Source organism: Pseudonocardia oceani, from assembly GCF_019263585.2.
GTDB classification, from domain to species: Bacteria; Actinomycetota; Actinomycetes; order Mycobacteriales; family Pseudonocardiaceae; genus Pseudonocardia; species Pseudonocardia oceani.
This window is the reverse complement of the sequence record NZ_JADQDF010000001.1, coordinates 208733-225655: the sequence shown is the minus strand read 5'-3', so window position 1 is coordinate 225655 and position 16923 is coordinate 208733. Positions and strand designations below refer to the sequence as shown.

General features: G+C 69.3%; 15 protein-coding genes and 1 pseudogene. 7 read left to right on the top strand and 9 right to left on the bottom strand.

Annotation, left to right across the window (positions count from 1 at the left end; genetic code table 11):
• Nucleotides 1–17: 17 nt before the first annotated feature.
• The 4 genes from I4I82_RS01085 to I4I82_RS01070 all read left to right on the top strand — a co-directional run bounded on the left by I4I82_RS01085 (nt 18) and on the right by I4I82_RS01070 (nt 4299).
• The gene (locus I4I82_RS01085) at nt 18–806 is read left to right on the top strand and encodes an N-acyl homoserine lactonase family protein (protein ID WP_218589683.1); all 789 of its coding nucleotides are present in this window, start codon (nt 18–20) and stop codon (nt 804–806) included.
• Between the two features lie 122 nt (nt 807–928).
• Entirely contained in the window at nt 929–2668 is a 1740-nt protein-coding gene (locus tag I4I82_RS01080; RefSeq protein ID WP_218589684.1) for a sigma-54-dependent Fis family transcriptional regulator, read from the top strand.
• 112 nt (nt 2669–2780) lie between these two features.
• Nucleotides 2781–3566, top strand: a complete 786-nt coding sequence (locus I4I82_RS01075; RefSeq protein WP_218589685.1) for a FadR/GntR family transcriptional regulator — start codon at nt 2781–2783, stop codon at nt 3564–3566.
• Nucleotides 3567–3681: 115 nt separating this feature from the next.
• Entirely contained in the window at nt 3682–4299 is a 618-nt protein-coding gene (locus tag I4I82_RS01070; protein ID WP_218589686.1) for a TetR/AcrR family transcriptional regulator, read from the top strand.
• Between the two features lie 298 nt (nt 4300–4597).
• Here I4I82_RS01070 and I4I82_RS01065 read toward each other — a convergent pair whose 3' ends face one another.
• The 3 genes from I4I82_RS01065 to I4I82_RS01055 form a co-directional block, all read right to left on the bottom strand.
• Nucleotides 4598–6400: a sigma-54-dependent Fis family transcriptional regulator gene (locus I4I82_RS01065; RefSeq protein WP_218589687.1), complete on the bottom strand. Its 1803-nt coding sequence runs from the start codon at nt 6398–6400 to the stop codon at nt 4598–4600.
• A gap of 88 nt (nt 6401–6488) precedes the next feature.
• Nucleotides 6489–8111: a flavin-containing monooxygenase gene (locus I4I82_RS01060; protein WP_218589688.1), complete on the bottom strand. Its 1623-nt coding sequence runs from the start codon at nt 8109–8111 to the stop codon at nt 6489–6491.
• A gap of 40 nt (nt 8112–8151) precedes the next feature.
• The gene (locus I4I82_RS01055; protein WP_218589689.1) at nt 8152–9081 is read right to left on the bottom strand and encodes an alpha/beta hydrolase; all 930 of its coding nucleotides are present in this window, start codon (nt 9079–9081) and stop codon (nt 8152–8154) included.
• A gap of 532 nt (nt 9082–9613) precedes the next feature.
• Here I4I82_RS01055 and I4I82_RS01050 point away from each other — a divergent pair.
• Nucleotides 9614–10150, top strand: coding sequence for a cupin domain-containing protein (locus tag I4I82_RS01050; RefSeq protein WP_218589690.1), 537 nt, complete (start codon nt 9614–9616; stop codon nt 10148–10150).
• Nucleotides 10151–10223: 73 nt separating this feature from the next.
• Here the strand turns inward: I4I82_RS01050 and I4I82_RS01045 are convergent, their stop codons facing one another.
• Nucleotides 10224–10562: an NIPSNAP family protein gene (locus I4I82_RS01045; RefSeq protein ID WP_218589691.1), complete on the bottom strand. Its 339-nt coding sequence runs from the start codon at nt 10560–10562 to the stop codon at nt 10224–10226.
• Nucleotides 10563–10688: 126 nt separating this feature from the next.
• On the opposite strand from I4I82_RS01045, the gene I4I82_RS01040 reads away from it, so the two are divergent.
• Nucleotides 10689–11897 carry a CaiB/BaiF CoA transferase family protein gene (locus I4I82_RS01040; RefSeq protein ID WP_218589692.1) on the top strand — a complete coding sequence of 403 codons (1209 nt, stop codon included), beginning with the start codon at nt 10689–10691 and terminating at the stop codon, nt 11895–11897.
• Between the two features lie 13 nt (nt 11898–11910).
• Complete coding sequence (locus I4I82_RS01035) at nt 11911–12492, top strand: amidohydrolase family protein (protein WP_218589693.1); 582 nt, start codon at nt 11911–11913, stop codon at nt 12490–12492.
• A 1139-nt stretch (nt 12493–13631) separates the two neighbouring features.
• On the opposite strand, the gene I4I82_RS01030 is transcribed toward I4I82_RS01035, so the two are convergent.
• The 5 genes and pseudogenes from I4I82_RS01030 to I4I82_RS01010 all read right to left on the bottom strand — a co-directional run bounded on the left by I4I82_RS01030 (nt 13632) and on the right by I4I82_RS01010 (nt 16830).
• Nucleotides 13632–14096: a hypothetical protein gene (locus tag I4I82_RS01030; RefSeq protein WP_218589694.1), complete on the bottom strand. Its 465-nt coding sequence runs from the start codon at nt 14094–14096 to the stop codon at nt 13632–13634.
• A gap of 125 nt (nt 14097–14221) precedes the next feature.
• Nucleotides 14222–14509 (bottom strand): annotated as a pseudogene (locus tag I4I82_RS01025) (integrase core domain-containing protein); the annotation flags it as partial.
• 7 nt (nt 14510–14516) lie between these two features.
• Complete coding sequence (locus I4I82_RS01020) at nt 14517–15911, bottom strand: IS30 family transposase (protein ID WP_218589695.1); 1395 nt, start codon at nt 15909–15911, stop codon at nt 14517–14519.
• Entirely contained in the window at nt 15863–16522 is a 660-nt protein-coding gene (locus I4I82_RS01015; RefSeq protein WP_218589696.1) for an IS3 family transposase, read from the bottom strand. Before I4I82_RS01015 ends, I4I82_RS01020 begins: the two co-directional genes overlap by 49 nt.
• Nucleotides 16522–16830, bottom strand: coding sequence for a transposase (locus I4I82_RS01010; protein ID WP_218589697.1), 309 nt, complete (start codon nt 16828–16830; stop codon nt 16522–16524). Before I4I82_RS01010 ends, I4I82_RS01015 begins: the two co-directional genes overlap by 1 nt.
• Nucleotides 16831–16923: the final 93 nt, after the last annotated feature.

Genomic DNA, 16923 nt, shown 5'->3' with positions numbered 1-16923 from the left:
CCGCAAGGAGACGACCGATGGCAACACCCGGAACGGCCAAGCGCATGTGGGCACTCGACTCGCCCACCTTCACCGTCGACAAATCGCTGCTGCTGCTCGGAGCGAGCGGCGAGTGCACCATCCCGATGCCCGCCTACCTGATCGAGCACCCGAAGGGTCTGGTCCTGTTCGACACGGGGCTGGTCCCGGCCGCCGCCACCGATCCCGAGGGGGTCTACGGGCCGCTGGCCGAGCATCTCGGCCTGAGCTTCCTGCCGGAACAGACGGTGGACGCACAGCTCACGGCGCTCGGGTACAAGCTGTCCGACATCAAGTACGTGATCGCCTCGCACACGCACTTCGACCACGCCGGCGGGCTCTACCTCTTCCCGGACGCCCAGTTCTACGTGGGCGAGGGCGACATGCGGTTCGGGTTCTGGCCCGACCCGGCCGGGGCGGGGTTCTTCCGGCAGGCCGACCTCGAGCCGCTGCGCGGCCGCAACGTGCTCGAGGTGCCCGGTGTCGACCATGACGTGTTCGGCGACGGGAGCGTCGTCATCCTGTTCACCCCGGGCCACACCCCCGGTGAGCTGAGCCTGCTGGTGCGGCTGCCGGGCCGCAACTTCATCCTCACCGGCGACACGGTGCACCTGCGGGACGCGCTGACCACGATCGCCCCGATGCCCCATGACGCCGACACGGTCGCGTCGCTGAGGTCGATCCGCCGGCTGAACCTGCTCCGCGACTCCGCCGACGCCACCATCTGGATCAGCCACGATCCCGAGGACTGGGCGGAGTTCAAGCACGCGCCCAACTGCTTCGAATGATCGTCCGCTGGGATCCGTGTCCCAGAACGGGACACGGATTCCGGCCGCAATCAGTATAATCTTCCCGCGCAGCACCGGTGACGCACGCCCGCCGGACGCCCTATGGACGCGGAGAGTGGTCGATGACGATCCTTCAGCACGCGGTGGCCCACCAGCGCGAGGCATTCCTCGAGGGCCGCACTCCTAGCACGATGCGTCCGGAGATCGCCGTGTCCTGGCGTCGCTGTTCCTACCTCGACGTGCCGGTGGACACCATGACGCCACGCTACGCCCCGGACTTCGATCACGAGGCGCCCCTGGTGCGTGCGGCCCGGCCCGTGCTCGACCACGTCAACGAGCGGCTAGGGGACCTCGGCATCTCCTTCCTGCTCACCGACGCCTCCGCGCGCATCCTCAACCGCACGTCGTCGAACACGAACCTGCTCCGCCGTCTCGACGCCGTGTCGGCGGCCGAGGGTTTCGTCTTCGCGGAGGGCGACGTCGGCACCAACGGGGTCGGCACCGCGCTCGAACTCGGCCGGACGGTGCGGGTCGACGGCCACGAGCACTACGCGGAGGACCTCCACGAGTTCACCTGTGTCGGCGCCCCGATCCGGAGCGTGGACCGGCGGTTGCACGGCCTGCTCGACGTCACCTGCGCCGCAGACCACCACAACTCACTCGTGGAGTACATCGCCGAGCAGACGGCGGAGCAGATCGAACAACGGCTGTGGGCGCAGCAGTCGGGGGCGGAACGGGCGCTGCTCGACCGGTTCGTGGCGGCCTCCCGACGCGTCCGCCACGACTTCTTCGTGATCAGCGAGCGACTGCTGATCAGCTCACCTCGGGCGGCCCAGCTTCTCGACGGTGCCGAGCAGGCACTGGTCTGGGAGCAGGTCACCCGGCTGCTGCGGTCGCCCGACGCCTCCGAGGCGGAGGTGGAGCTGGCGGACGGTCGGATGGTGGTGATGCACGGCGAATCCATGAGCGACGGCGGCGACGAGATCGGCGCGATCGTCGAGATCCGGGAGGCGCCCCGCGCCGAGTCGGGACCCACCGGCGGCGGCCGGACGCCGGCGGTGGGTCTCCCCGGCCTCGTCGGTACCGACCCGGCGTGGCTCCGGGCGTGTCTCGAAATAGCCGCACGCGCGCGCGAGCGGGTCGTGGTCGTCTCCGGCGAACCGGGTGTCGGCAAGACGGCGGTGGCCGAGGCGGTTCACCGCCATCTCGGTGGCGACGGCCCGCTGGTCGTGCGCGACGCCGAATCGATGACGGTGGACGGTCCGTCGGCCTGGATGTCGAGTCTGCGGTCGGTTCTCGTCGGCGAGCCGGGCACCGTCGTCGTGAGGCACGTCGACGGGGTCTCGCCCGCAGCGCTGCGAACCGTCACATCGCTGTTGCACGGTGCGCGCGGGCAGGGATGGCATTGCCTGGCGACCGCTGGGACGCAGCATCTCCCGATGACGGCCGGCCACGAGGACCAGCGGTGCGCTGCGGTCGCGCTGCCGCCGCTGCGCAACCGGACGAACGACATCCCGGCACTCGTCCGATCGTTCGCCGCGCCCCGGCGGCTGGCGCCCGAGGTCATCTCGCTGCTCATGCGGACGCCGTGGCCGGGCAACACGCGTGACCTGCGCAGCGCGATCGACCAAGCGCTGACCGTCACGCGGGGGAGCGAGGTGCACCTCGGTGACCTCCCCGACGATCTGCGCGCCCGGGCGTACCGCCGCCGCATGAGCAGGTTCGAGCAGGCCGAACTCAGCGCGATCATGGACGCGATGAGCGAGGCGGCCGGGAACAAGAAGGCCGCGGCGGCGCTGCTGGGGATCTCCCGCTCGACGCTGTACCGCAAGTTGGAGGCGGCCGGAATCGGTCTCAGCTAGGTCCGTCGCACAACCGGGGAGTCCATTCCTTAGGCTGTGGCCGGTTACAGGATGTGCGCTGTGTTCCTACTGGTGCGGTCCTGTCCACTCGGACGGCAGGGACGGAGTCAGCGTGGACGGCGTTATTCCATCGGGCAGCAGCGGTGCTGCGAGCGAGGCCCCGATGTACGGTCGCCGACAGCCGAAGCTGCCCAAGGCGTCCGATGTGCTGGCGGATCGGCTGCGCGGGCAGATCCTCGGACACCAGATGCGGCCGGGCGAGCCCTTGCGGTCCGAGGCCACCCTCATCGCCGAGACCGGATTCAGCCGGGGGACCGTCCGCGAGGCGTTGAGGCTCCTCGAGTCCGATGGACTGATCGAGATCCGGCGCGGCCCCCACGGCGGCATCAGGGTCGCAGAGCCCGACCTGAGCCAGGTCACCCGCTCGCTAGCCCTGCTGCTGACGCTGTCCGGGACGACGATGCGGGCCTTCTCCGAGTTCCGTCAGCTCGTCGAACCCGCGGCGGCAGCCTCTGCCGCGCGAACGGCGACCGAGGAGCAGCGCGGGTGGCTCCTCGCGATCGCGAACGCCGGGTCCCCCCGCAACGGTTCATGGGAGCCGTCCATCGAGTTCCACGAGGCACTCGGCGTGTGCAGCAACAACGACATCATCCGGTTGGTCATCGCGGCGTTCGGACAGGAGCTGACCTGGCATGTGCCAGGGGAGCAGCTCTCCGCTCGTGACATGGAGGAGACACGCCGCGCTCACCGGAGGATCGCAGAAGCAGTTGCCGCCGGAGACGCCGACCGCGCATCGATGGCGATGGTCCGTCACCTGCAGCAGTTCGAGCGTGTTCTGGCCGCGAACGGTCGACTGGACCAGCCCGTTCTGCCGCCGGATCGCTGGTTGTCGAGCTGAGCGCGACCGGATGTAACCCACCCTGTCGGTTCCGCTGGCTGGCAAGCGGGGTTAGCGACGGCTAACGTGTGCTCCTGGTCCTCGTTTCCGAGGAGCACGGATCAAGGATGTGTCGATGGCTGTCGTGAACGGAAGCGGAGGTATGCTGTCGCGGCGGAAGTCCGCGCTGCTCCAGGCGGCGGCGGACCTGTTCGCGGCCAAGGGCTACCACGCGGTCAGCACCGACGACATCGGCCGTGCAGTCGGGATCTCGGGTCCGGGCGTGTACCGCCACTTCGCGAGCAAGGTCGAGTTGCTGACGACGCTGTGTGACGCGGCGATGGACCACCTCCTTGACGGATCTCGCACGATCGTCGAGCGTGATGGTCCCCGCCCAGCGGTGATCGCCCGGCTCGTCGAGTTCCACGTCCAGTTCGCGGCGAACGAACGAGCACTGCTCGCGGTCTACCTCCGTGAACAGCGGGAGCTCCCGGTCCGGGAGCTGCGACAGCTACGGCGCCGCCAGCGAGAGTACGAAAGTGTCTGGTGCGGGGCGATCTCATCGGAACGTTCCGACTTGGCGGAGTCCGACGTCCGCGCAGTGGTCAAGGTGATGTTGTCGATGCTGAACGGAACGGCGCACATCAGGGACGGCATTCCGCGGGCACGTCTCGTCGGACTACTGGAGCAACTCGCTGCCGGCGCGCTCGGCGGTGTCGGGATCGACATCGGCAGTGGGCCCGCGGCCGGCTGACAGCGTGCGCGTCCACCATCGGGTGCAGGCCGAGATCGTCGAGGATGCCGTCGTCCCGCAGATTTGGTGGACCGGAGAGTTTTGTGCCACAAGCCCGATGCGGTCGACGACGCCAACGGGGCAGCATGCGCAATACCGTCGACCCGCTACCCGGGCCGGCGTGTCCGCACCTGGCGCCGGAAGGACTCGGCGGTCCTGCACGGCAGGCGTCCTGCTCATCGAAGGGGGTCCTTCCCGGTCACCTGCGACGCGCGCGGTGTCTCGACCCCTCTGGCGTTGTCAAGGACGCGGCCAGGAGTCAGCCGGAGGCCGGAATCCGGTACTCCTGCAGCTTCCGATACAGAGTGGTTCGACCGATGCCGAGTGCGGCGGCCGCCTTCGTCCGGTTGCCGCTCGCCTGGCGCAGCGCGGCGACGATGGCCTCCCGCTCTGCGGTCTCGATCATACCTCGTCCGCGCAGCGGAGCCTGTTGCATGCGCGGGGGCAGGTCGACCGTGCTGATGCTGCGGCCGGGGTTCCTGCGCGCCAGCTGCTCGATCGTCCGCCGCAGCTCTGCGAGGTTGCCGGGCCAGGTCCAGCGCATGAGGGCTTGCAGCGCATCGGAGCTGAAGCGGGTGTCCCGTTGGCGGTCGGGGAGGCCCGCGACGATCCTCGTGACGAGGCGAGGTACCTCGGCGGACATCTCCAGCAGCGACGGCAAGCGGACCGTCGTGCACAGCACCGCGACCACGGCTGCGGCGTCCTGGTCGGCCACGTCCAGGTCGACGGTGAGCGCGATCGGTACTCCCGCGTCCTCGATGGCGGTCCTGATGCGGCGCAGATGTTCGGACGGTGCATCGTGGACGTGGTGGAGTACGACGGCGGCGGCGCCGGTCTCGGCGAGCGACTCCGGGCACTCGGCGCGGGCCAGGTCGATCATGAGGGGTGGCACGCCGGTCGCCTCGGTCAGCGCCGCGGTCGCCGCGGTCAACTTCCCGCTGCCTCTGGGACCGTCGACGGCGAGGACCTCCCGGAAGCCGACCGCGCTCCTGAGCTGATCGGCGATGTCGGGAACCGGATGCAGGGCTGCCGGCGCTGCGGCGTTCCGGCGTGGCCGGCGACGGTCGGGCGGCAGGGGGGGGTCGGGGCTGCGCGGGGATCCGAGCAGCCGCACGCAGAAGGCAGGCCCCGTCGGCCCGACCCCGTCCACGCGCTCGACGAGGGCGTCGCAGAGGCCGCCCGGCAGGCGGACCGCCCGCCGGTGCTTACCCGCGCGCAGCCCGGACTCTGCGAGGTCGCACCAGAGAAGGGCGTGCGCCTCGGGGGTCACGTGAACGACGCCGGCGGTGTTGGCGAAGGCTGTGCTCTCGGTGACGACGATCACGGGCTGGCGGTCCGTGCGCGTCGCGAGCAGGTAAGCGTGGATGAGGGTGCGCTCGTGTGCTCCCAGCATCGCGGTGAGGTTGCCTTCGATCTGCCGCCCGACATCGGTGGCCATCGCCGGCATCAGCGCGCTGGCGTCACCGGTCCGGCAGGCGAGCGCGAACGTGCCCACCAGCTGCCGGGTGAACGGCTCGAAGATCGGCGTGCCGGCACAGGTGAGAGGCCCGAGCAACTCGCTGTAGTGCTCGGAGCCGTGGATCAGCAGCGGCCGGCGCTCACGGGCGACCGTCCCCAGGCCGTTGGTGCCCATCGATGACTCCGAGAAGTCGAACCCCTCCGCGGCACAGGAGTTGTCGAAGATCCGGCGCTGCTGGGATTCCCCGACGCGTCGCATGATGATGCGCCCCTGGTCGTCGCTGAGGAACATCGCCACGCGGGCGTCCCCAAGATCGTCACCGAGCCGGTCGAGGACCGGTGAGGCCGCGGCGTGCAGCCGCGGCTGGAGGTCGGTGACGTCAGCGACGTAGGGGATGTCGTGCCTGCCGACTGGCACCTCAGCGCCGACGCAGCGCCGCCAGCTGCGCTCGATGACCTCGCGGACCCCGCACCCGGCGACGGGTGTCGCGAGGAGCCCCTGCTCGAGAAGCCGTTCGAGGGCTCGCCGTGTCCGTGCGTGGTCGGGCTGGTGTCGGTGCATCGGTTTCGTGGTGTCCGAGATCGGTGTCGATTCGATCGGCACTGCCGCTCCTCATCGTCGAGTCGCGTGGGACACCGGAGGATGTCGCGATGGAGTCATGGTAACCGGGCGGGTGCCAATGGCCTCGGATTCAGACGGCGGCTGCCGCGGCGCCGCGGTGCATCGTGAGGCCCTCGTAGCCGGCGCCCCGCACCTCGGCGAGCTTCTGCCGGTACGCCCCGATGCCGGCCATGTAGAACATCACCGTGCTTGTCTTTCCGGCCACGTTCTGACCGAAGATCCAGGACTCGACCTTCGGGAACAGCGTCATGTCCGCGATGGTCGCGCAGAGCTCGGTCCAGCCGTCCTCGGCCTGGCGGGTGGGCTCCACCGCCGCCACACCGTCGCGCTCGGCGCTCGCGATCAGGTCGCTGATCCACTCGACCTGCGCCTCGATGCTCGGCGGCAGGTTGGTGAACGGGCCGTTGGGGCCGAGGATCATGAACATGTTCGGGAAGCCGTGGGTCGACACGCCCAGGTAGCTGGTGGGCCCGTGGGACCAGTGCTCGTCGATGTGCGTGCCGTCGCGGCCGCGCAGGTCCATCGAGCGGTAGTTGCCGTCGACCGCGTCGAAGCCGGTCGCGAGGACCAGCACGTCGAGTTCGTGCTCGACGCCGTCGGCCGTGCGGACCCCGGCGGGCGTGATCTCCTCGATGGCGTTCTCGCGGACCGAGACGAGCGTGACGTCGTCGCGGTTGAAGGTCTCGAAGTAGCCCTCGTTGCACAGCGGGCGCTTGGCGTAGACCTCGGTGGGCGTCAGCTTGCGGGCGGTCTCCGGGTCGGTCACGATCTGGGCGATCTTGGACCGGATGAACGCCGCCGCGGCCTCGTTGGCCTCGGGGTTCGTGGCGATGTCGGCGAACGTGCCGAACATGAACCGGAACCCGTTGCCCTTGTCCCAGTTCTCCTGGAACACGCGCTCGCGCTCCTCCTCGGAGACACTGCCGGCCTCGACGCCGCTCTCCTCGAAGCCGAAGGCCACCACCGAGTTGCGGACCTGGTCCCAGATCGCGTCGAAGTTCCGCTTGGTCTCGTCCACCTCGGCCTGCTCGACCGGGCCGTTGCCCGACGGCACGACGTACTGAGGCGAGCGCTGGAACACCGTCAGATGTCCGGCGACCGGAGCGGCGGCGACGATGAACTGGGTGCCGGTGGAGCCCGTGCCGATCACCCCGACGCGCTTGCCGGTGATGTCGAGGTCGGCGGGCCAGGCGTTGGTGTGGGTGAGGGTCCCGGCGAAGCGGTCGATCCCGGGGATGGCCGGGATGTTGGTCTTGGCGAGCAGGCCCAGCGCCGTCACCAGGTAGCGGCTCGTGAACTCCCCGCCGTCGCCCGTGCGGACCCGCCAGACGTTGCGGGACTCGTCGAACGCCGCCCCCGTCACCTCGGTGTCGAGCTGGATGTCGCGGCGCAGGTCGAAGCGGTCGACCACGTGGTTGAGGTACTCCTCGATGGCGGACTGCTCGAGGTAGCGGGTCGACCAGTCCCACTCCTGCAGCAGGTCGCGGTCGAACGAGTACCGGTACACGAAGCCCTCGGTGTCGGACTTCGCGCCGGGATAGCGGTTGAAGTACCAGGTCCCGCCGACGCCGCCGCCCTTCTCGAAGGCACGAACGGTCAGGCCGAGCTCGTTGCGCAGCTTGTGCAGCATGTAGATGCCGCCGAAGCCGCTGCCGATGACGATGGCGTCGAAGTCCGTGGTGGTGCCGCTCATGGGGGTGCTCCTGTGCTGGTGGGCGAGGGGGTGGACGGCGTCAGCCGCGGTACCAGGCGGCGAGTGCGGCGATCTCCGCGTCGGCCTCCGGCGCGTTCCCGGCGAGGAACGGGAAGACGTGCTGCATCCCCTCGGCGACGGTCAGGGTGACGTCGACGCCGGCGGCGCGGGCGCGCTCGGCGAGCCGGACGGCGTCGTCCAGCAGCGACTCCGCGCCCCCGGCGTTGAGGTAGAGCCGGGGCAGACCGGTGAGGTCGGCGTGCAGCGGGTTGGCCAGCGGCGTCGTCGCGGGGACCGCGCCTCCCGCGAGCACCCCGGCGATCATGCCCTCAAGCAGCGGCACCGTGATCAGGGCGTCGGTGGCGTCGTTGGTGACCAGCGTCGTGCCCGTGTTCTCCATGTCCAGCCACGGGGAGAACGCGACGACCCGGCCGGGCAGGGGCAGGCCCTGCTCGCGTAGCGACAGGGCCACGGCGACGGCCAGGTTGCCGCCGGCCGAGTCACCGATGGTGGTGATGCCGGCCGGCGCGACGCCGCGCCCGGTCAGCGCCGTGAACACCGCGACGCCGTCCTCCACCTGCGCCGGGTGCGGGTGCTCCGGCGCGCGCCGGTAGTCGAGGACGAACGCCGTGACGCCCAGCGCCTTCGCCACGTGCGCCGCGAGCTTGCGGTGGCTGGCCGCCGATCCGACCGCGAAGCCCCCACCGTGGGTGTAGAGCAGCACCTGCGAGGCGTCCGCGCCGGTGGGCAGCGCCCAGATCCCCGGGACCCCGCCGACGGTCTCCTCGCGGTAGGTCACGTCCTCGGGCTCGCGGGTGGGCTGGTGCCACTCGTCGAAGATGCTGCGGAACAGCCGCATGGTGAGGTCGGGCGTGGTGGCGATGATGTCCGACCAGTCCGCGTAGAGCGCCCGCAGTGCGTCGGACTCGGGCGAGGTGGCCGTCGGTCGGGCCGATGGAGCCGCTGTCATGGGGTCCTCCTTGACCTCCGCGCGAGCTCTTCTCGAGCTGAGCCGGCTCACGCTGTGACCTCTGGGTCACACTGTCGCGGCCGTCCGGCCGCTGCGGTTGTTCCAATGTGGAACAGTTTGCTGCGTTGGCGGCGCCTGCTGCTGGCAGCCGAGCTGACCGCCTGGGTCCGAGCGTGACCGGCCTCGCGCACTCTGTGGCAGCCCGAACTGCCGGCGACGAGGTGGCAGCCTGTTCGACGCCGACACGCCCGAACCCGGTTCGAGACCTCAAGCGGACGAGGTCTGGACGGCGGAGATCGACGCGGTCGACGACACCGCGCTCCTGAAGCACTCGAACAGCGCCAGCGAGACATTCCCGGTGAGCACCGTCAGATGCTTCACTACCTCAGCGGTCCCCGACCTAGACGGAGAGTTGGAGGACCGAGCGGAAGTCCGGATGCACCACGGTCGGACGCTGGGCTGACGGGCACCGGCGCGCAGACCGGTGATCCACGAACCCGGTGGACGGGTTCACAACCGCAGGAGGAGATGCATGTCTTTCGATGTCAAGAGGATCGTGACCGACCGGACTGCAGACGGCAAGTCGGTGTTTGCCAACGAGGGGCCCGCCCCCGCGGACACCGTTCTCGGCCTCGAGATCCACAACATCTGGGGCACCGGCGACGGAGGGCCGTCCGTCGGTGCCGGGAACAACTCCGCAACCGTTCCGTTCCCGTTCTTCCCCGGACCGGGCGGGACCCGGTTCATCGTGGTGCGGTTCCCTCCGGAATCGGCTGCGGCGGCCGACGGGGATCCTGAGGCGGCCGTGGCCGACGCAGAGCAGAAGCAGCCCGGCCTGGTGGGGGTGTTCGAACCGGATACCCCGGGCATGCACACCACGGACAGCATCGACTACGGCATCTGCGTCGACGGTGAACTCTTCCTGGAGCTCGACGACGGCGCCGAACTGCACGTGACGCCGGGAACGTGCGTGGTGCAGCGGGGCACCCGGCACGCGTGGCACAACCGCGGGGACCGCCCCTGCACGATGATCTACGTTCTGGTCGGTGCGGAGCGCACGGCCGGCTGACGGCGGGGCGGGGTGAACGGACCCGGCCGAGCCGGCCGTCCACCTCACCCCCGTCACCGGCGGTCGGTCCAGGTCAGCCGTCGCCGCCCTGACGCTCGAACGGGTTGGTGTTGAGGATCCTGCGGCGCACGGCGCTGACCACCGGCCCGTCTCGCTCGCTGTCCTGCTTCACCTGCACCCACTCCGGGTCGACGAAGAAGGCCGCCCAGGTGTCTGCGAGCTGTTGGTAGGAGTCCCAGCGCACCAGGTAGACGATCTCGCCGGTGCTGTTCTCGCCGAGTTCGGCGTGCGCGATGAACACGACGTCGATCCCGCGCTTCTCGAACAGCTCCAGTGTGTGGTCGTTGAACCGCTTGACCAGCGCCGGGAACCTGCCCGGCACCGCGGTGTACTCCCTGAGCTCGTACAGCACGACACTCCCTCGGGTCTCATCCGCTCCGCCGCCGGAGGCCGACGCCGGACATCCAACTTTGCGCGACGACGTCACCACCGACGATGCTATGACCCACCCGGTGGACGGCGGGAGGGGATGGACCCGATGGATCAGGACGGAGCCGCGGACCGCCCGCTCACCGGGGTCCGCGTCGCAGACCTCACCACGACGTTCATGGGCCCGTACTGCACTCTGCTGCTCGCGCAGATGGGTGCCGACGTCGTCAAGGTCGAGCCGCCGTCCGGGGACGTCGTCCGCTACATCGCCGACGACAGCGGCACCGGGATGGGCCCGGTGTTCCTCAACGCCAACCAGGGCAAGCGCAGCATCGTGCTCGACCTCAAGGACCCTGCGGGGCGCGCCGCCCTGCTGCGCCTCGTGGGCACCGCGGACGTGTTCGTGCACAACATGCGCCCCGATGCGGTGCGCCGCCTCGGCCTAACGTTCTCGGACGTCTCGGCGACGAACCCGCGCACCGTCTACTGCGCGGTACGCGGCTTCGGCAGCACAGGTCCCTACCGCGACAAGGCCGCCTACGACGACGTCATCCAGGCCGCATCCGGCCTGGCGGCGGTGCAGGGCGGGACCGGCGAGCCGACCTACGTCAGGACCCCCGTCGCGGACAAGGCCACGGGTCTGATGGCGGTGGGTGCGATCAACGCCGCGCTCTACCAGCGGGAACGGACCGGTCGCGGCCAGGAGATCGAGGTCCCGATGCTGGAGTCGATGGTGTCGTTCATCCTGCTCGACCAGCAGGGCGGCTACGTCTTCGACCCCCCGCGCGGCCCGGCCGGCTACGCCCGCACCAGCTCGCCGTACCGCAAGCCCTACCGCACCGCGGACGGATACGTCAGCGTGATGGTCTACACCGATGCGCAGTGGCGGTCGTTCTTCGGCGTGGTCGGGTGGGCGGAGCTCACCGACGACCCGAGGTTCCGCACCATCACCGAACGCACACTGCACATCGACGAGCTGTACCGCCTCGTCGAGGAGGAGATGCTGCGGCGCACCACCGCGGAATGGCTCTCGGTGCTCGACGCCCACGGCATCCCGGTGATGCCCGTGTGGACGGTGCCCGAGCTGTTCGAGGACGAGCACCTGCGGGCCGCCGGGATGTTCCAGGAGGTGGAGCACCCGAGCGAGGGCCGGCTCCGGCTCGCGCGCTGCCCGGTCACCTTCTCGGCCTCGGCGCCGGTGGACTGCCGCCCGGCACCCCGGCTCGGTGAGCACGGGGCCGAGCTGCTCGCCGAGCTCGGGTACACGCCCGAGGAGATCAGGGCGCTGGGCGACCGCTCGCAGCCGACCCCGACCTGAGAGAGGAGCGACGATGGTCACCGCTCGTGTCGACTGCGACGTGCACCCGGCCGTACCCCACCTCTCGGCACTGTTCCCGTTCCTGCCGCAGCGGTGGGTGGACTACTGCGTCGAGAGCGGGGTCGAGGGCTTCGAGCCGGCGTCCTACCCACCAGGCATGCCGCTCTCGGCCCGGCCCGAGGCCCGGCGGGAGGGGGTGCCGGCGGCATCGGACCCGGACGTGGTGCGCGCGCACGTCCTCGACGGCGGTGGCGCCGCCCACGCCGTGCTGAACTGCCTCTACGCGGTGCAGGCCCTGCACAACCCGGACTTCTCCGCCGCCATGGCCGCGGCGGTCAACGACTGGCAGACGGCCGCCTGGCTGGCCGTCGACACGCGGTTCCGGGCCTCGATCGTGGTCTCGCCGCACGACCCGCGCGGCGCCGCCGACGAGATCGCCAGGGTCGCTGCGGATCCGCGCTTCGTCCAGGTCCTGCTGCTCGCGTCCTCCCAGACGCCGTTGGGTCAGCGAGCGCACTGGCCCGTCTACGCCGCGGCCGAGGCCGTCGGGCTGCCGGTCGCGATCCATCCCGGGGTCGCCGGGCCAACCCGCTGACCGCCTCGCGGGTCACGCAGCGCACGGCCACGGCGCGTCCGGTGGTGTGCGCGGCGCGGATGGGGGCGGTGAGTGCGTCGAGGTCGGGGAGACCGGAGTCGGCGAGCACGATCTTGTACGGGCCCGCCGCCGTCCCTTCGGGTGCTCGCCGGTCGAGGGGCATGCCGAGCAGGGTCACCCGTTGGGCCAGATCACCGGCGGCGACCGACGTGTGAGGGAGTGCAGGGCGGCGCCGTCGAGGTCGGGGGTAGAGGTCGGGGGTAGCGGCGATGCCGAAGCGGGCGATTCGGGCGTCGACGTCCCCGAGGGGGGTGGACCGCTGTGCGCCAGGCGGGAGCGCAGCCAGGCGTCGGCGCGTCACAGCCGTCCGGTCGCCTGTCCGTGCTCGTCGCGCTCGACGCCGGGGTGGTCGGCGCCCCCTAGAACAGTCCAGGGTGCGCCGGCAGAGTGGCTGCTGCGTGGTCAGTTCGTGGCCGAGGACAGGCTGACACAGTTCTGACAACAACATTGACCGCAGGGGACGGTCTTCGACGTCGTCGGCGGTCGACAGCGACGTGGTCAGAGACCGGTAGCTGGGTGGTCTCGGGAGTTCACACCGAAGAGGTCACTGGTTCGATCCCAGTATCGCCCACCGTGCTGAAGGCCTTCTGACCTGCGGGTTGGGAGGCCTTCAGCGATCTTCAGGGCATCTCGCTCCAAGGACTGGTAGCCAGCGATGCAGCCACTGGACCCGATCTGCACCTGAGGCGCGCAGGTATGCGTCGCACCCATCCCTGCTGGTCTCATCACTCCGCTGGTGTCGCACTGGACCGCCCCATCTTAGGCCCCACCAAAGCGGTCCTTATGATCGCAAGTAGGGGCGTTCTGCAGAGCGAATCGTCAGCTCGGGAGCGGCTAATGTCGCTCTCAAGCTGTGCCAATCCCGATCGTCAGCAGTCCCGCATGAGCCCGCCTTTGCTGAAGTGCTCCTATCGGTACCGTCCGGTTGTGTCAGCAGGTGCTGTCCTGGCTGAGGTAGATGCCCAGTTGGTCGACACCGCTTGAGCAATCCGCAGTTGGCCACACCACTTCCTCGCAGCGCGAGGCCTGGAAGTGCTGCGGTCGTGGTCGAGGTCAGGTGTTTCACACGAACGATCTCGTCAGCGCCACGACTCGTTGATCTCGCGACGAAGTCGGTCTGCGCCCTCCAACGCGGCGTCGATCTCGGGCGTGGCTTCGTGCCGCGTCACGACGCCGCCACAAGGGCAATCCTCGAAGTACCGGTAGGTACCGCCTCCCGCCTGCCTGCGGCCGCTTCCGTGACAGTCCCAGCAGTGGATCCGCTTGCGTCGGCGCTTCAGATCCTGCTGGACAGCGCCCTTGGCCGCGGCGCGGGTAACGGCGTGGTTGAGTCGTTGCCAGAAGGTGGGGTGCTCGAGCGCATCAAGGGCAGCGAGCAGGACAGGCCGGGCTGTGGAGAGCTCGTGAAGGGCCTCTGCGCAGTCGACAGTCCAGGGCTGACCACGCAGATCTGCCTCCATCTCATCCAGATACCGGAGTCTTCCTCTGACCCACGCGATCTGCTCGTGGCGGGACAACAGGTCGATCTCATTGATCTCGTTCATCCGTCCTGCTCCTGATCGATCAGCTGGTTCTGGCGGCGCCGGGAATCGGTCACGCCATTGCGCTCCACCAGGATCGAGGCGAATGGGACTGCTGACGATCTGGTTGTCACCAGTGGTGAGTTCGTTCAGGCCGCGTCAGCGGCCGTGTGGTGAATGGTCTCGTACTCGATCGGAGTGAGCCGCCCGAGGCGGCGTTGACGCCGTCGACGGTGGTAGGTCCGTTCGATCCAGGTGATGATCGCCAGCCGAAGCTCCTCTCGGCTGGTCCAGCGTCGCCGGTCCAGGACGTTCTTCTGCAGCAACGCGAAGAACGACTCCATGGCCGCGTTGTCCCCGGCCGCGCCGACCCGCCCCATCGACCCGACCACACTGTTCTGGCGCAGGGCCGCGAGGTAGGCGTGCGATCGGAACTGCCCGGATTCAACCGGTGGTTGCAACACCGGCCTGTCGAGCCGATCGTAGCTGCTCAGCGAATGCTTCCGCCGGCGTCTTCCAGCCAAGTGTCTTGCGGGGCCGGGTGTTCAGCGCGTGAGCGACCGCCTCGACCTCCTCGGCGGACCACCGTGAGAGATCGGTTCCTTTCGGGAAGTACTGACGCAGGAGCCCGTTGGTGTTCTCATTCGTGCCGCGCTGCCAAGGACTATGCGGGTCGGCGAAGAACACCGGAATACCGGTCTCGACCTTGAACTGCAGATGCGCGGACATCTCTTTCCCGCGATCCCAGGTCACTGACCGCGCCAACTGCTGCGGCAGTGTCGACATCGCCGTCGTCAGCGCGTTCTTCATCGTGATCGCCCCATAACCGGCCAACGCAGGACCGTTCTTGATGGTGTGCTTGTGCCGGTAGCCTTCTTCGCGCGGCAGATGGATCAACATCGTGAACCGGGTCGACCGCTCGACCACGGTGCCGATCGCGGAACGCTCCAGCCCGATGATCAGGTCGCCCTCCCAGTGCCCAGGAACAGCTCGGTCCTCGACCTCGGCGGGCCGTTCACTGATCAACGCCTCGGGTGTGACGTGCGCCCACGTCTTCCGACGCGACCGAGCTCGCGGAGCACGCAACGCTCGACCAGTGCGCAGACACAAGATCAGTTCCCGCTTGAGCGCGCCCCGGCCCTGGACGTAGAGGGCCTGGTAGATCGCCTCGTGGCTGATGCGCATGGACTCATCATCAGGGAAGTCGGCTCTGATCCTGTTCGCGATCTGCTCCGGGCTCCACGCTTGCACCCACGCCCGGTCCTGGCGATGGGGCTTGTTCCGTCCCGTCCACCGACCAATCACCGGACCGGCGATCCTCTCGCCGTCAGGGGTACTGATCTGCCCAGAAAGGCGCTCCTGCACGTAGGCGTGCAGTTGCGGATTAGTGACCAGCTTCGCGGTCTTCGGGCGGCGCGCGGCGAGGTCGGCCTTCCACTGCGCCACCGACGCCCGGTAGTCGAGCTTCCCGCCCCGGGTCGCGGCGTTCCGTCGCAGCTCACGAGAAATCGTCCCGGGATCCCGACCAACATCACGAGCGATCTCACGAACGCCCCTTCCCTGGGCGTTGAGTAGGGCGATCTCCTCACGCTCAGGAAACGACAAGTACCTGCCCGACGGCAATCGCGGAACGAACGGTCGCATGCCCCCAGCCTGGCGGTACCAGCGTGTCGCAACGGCCGGCGCCACGCCGATGACGGCGGCAGCCTCCTCCGCGAGAAGTCCCTTGGCGACCTCGGCCCAGAACGCCGTCTCGACATGACGCCGATACTTCGGATGGCCTGGTGACCTCAACTTCGGGCGCACCGCCCGATCCGCTGGCTGCTGTCGACGAACCATCCAACACCTCCATAGTCGAGGTGTTGCGACGACCGGTTGAATCCACCTTGAGTGCCCTGGTCGGAGTGGATGATCGTCCCCGGTGGTGGTCGGCGGGAGTCGATGGCCATGCCGAGCGCGTTGGTGACCAGTGCCGCGGTCGGTGACGAGTCGATGGACCAGCCGACCACGCGTCGGGCGTAGGTGTCCAGGACGACCGCGCAGTAGAGCTTCCCTTCGCGAGTGTGGTGCTCGGTGATGTCGGTAACCCACAGCTGGTTGGGTCCATCGCGGTGGAACTGGCGCTCGACCAGGTCCTTGGCGATCAGGTCCGGGCGGCTGCCCTTCCACCGCGGCCGCCCGGTGACCCCGGCCAGGCCGGCGCGCGCCATCAGTAGCTCGACCGTCCCGTGCGCGATCACCAGGCCGCGCCCGAGGGTGAGTTCGGCGTGCACGCGCCGGTAGCCGTAGGTGCCGCGCGAGGCCTGGTGCACGTCCCGAATCACCTCGGTCAACAGCGCGTGCCGCACCGCACGCACCGACGGGCCACGGCTGCGGAACTCGTAGTAGCCCGACTCCGACACATCAAGGACCCGGGCGGCGACCTGGACCGGCAAACCCTCGCCAGCCATCACCGCGATCGCTTCGTAGCGCCTTTTGGGGGCACCACCTTCCCCAGCAGCTCACTGGCCCGCCGATGCACGGCCAGTTCAGTCTCCAACTCCGCGATGCGGCGCTGGGCCGCGCTGAGCTCGGAGCGCTCAGCGCTGCTCAGCCCTGGTTCCAGGCCTTTGTCGATGCGGTCCTGCTTGCGCCACACGTAGATCGACTGGGCGCTGATGCCCAGGTCCCGGGCGACATCAACGACCGGCCTGCCCGCTTCGACGAGATCGAGCACCTTGCGCCGGAACTCCGGCGGATACCCACGCCTGCCCACCACGGCCCTCCTTGGAGGCTCGGGTGACCACGATTCCAGCTACCCGACTCCGAGAATCACGGGGCACACCAAGGTGTCCGACTGACGGGGGTCACT

Coding starts and splice junctions, on each gene's coding strand:
- I4I82_RS01015 (WP_218589696.1), bottom strand. CDS start 16,522: ATGGCTGGCGAGGGTTTGCCGGTCCAGGTCGCCGCCCGGGTCCTTGAT.
- I4I82_RS01050 (WP_218589690.1), top strand. CDS start 9,614: ATGTCTTTCGATGTCAAGAGGATCGTGACCGACCGGACTGCAGACGGC.
- I4I82_RS01055 (WP_218589689.1), bottom strand. CDS start 9,081: ATGACAGCGGCTCCATCGGCCCGACCGACGGCCACCTCGCCCGAGTCC.
- I4I82_RS01070 (WP_218589686.1), top strand. CDS start 3,682: ATGGCTGTCGTGAACGGAAGCGGAGGTATGCTGTCGCGGCGGAAGTCC.
- I4I82_RS01085 (WP_218589683.1), top strand. CDS start 18: ATGGCAACACCCGGAACGGCCAAGCGCATGTGGGCACTCGACTCGCCC.
- I4I82_RS01060 (WP_218589688.1), bottom strand. CDS start 8,111: ATGAGCGGCACCACCACGGACTTCGACGCCATCGTCATCGGCAGCGGC.
- I4I82_RS01030 (WP_218589694.1), bottom strand. CDS start 14,096: ATGAACGAGATCAATGAGATCGACCTGTTGTCCCGCCACGAGCAGATC.
- I4I82_RS01020 (WP_218589695.1), bottom strand. CDS start 15,911: ATGGTTCGTCGACAGCAGCCAGCGGATCGGGCGGTGCGCCCGAAGTTG.
- I4I82_RS01035 (WP_218589693.1), top strand. CDS start 11,911: ATGGTCACCGCTCGTGTCGACTGCGACGTGCACCCGGCCGTACCCCAC.
- I4I82_RS01040 (WP_218589692.1), top strand. CDS start 10,689: ATGGATCAGGACGGAGCCGCGGACCGCCCGCTCACCGGGGTCCGCGTC.
- I4I82_RS01080 (WP_218589684.1), top strand. CDS start 929: ATGACGATCCTTCAGCACGCGGTGGCCCACCAGCGCGAGGCATTCCTC.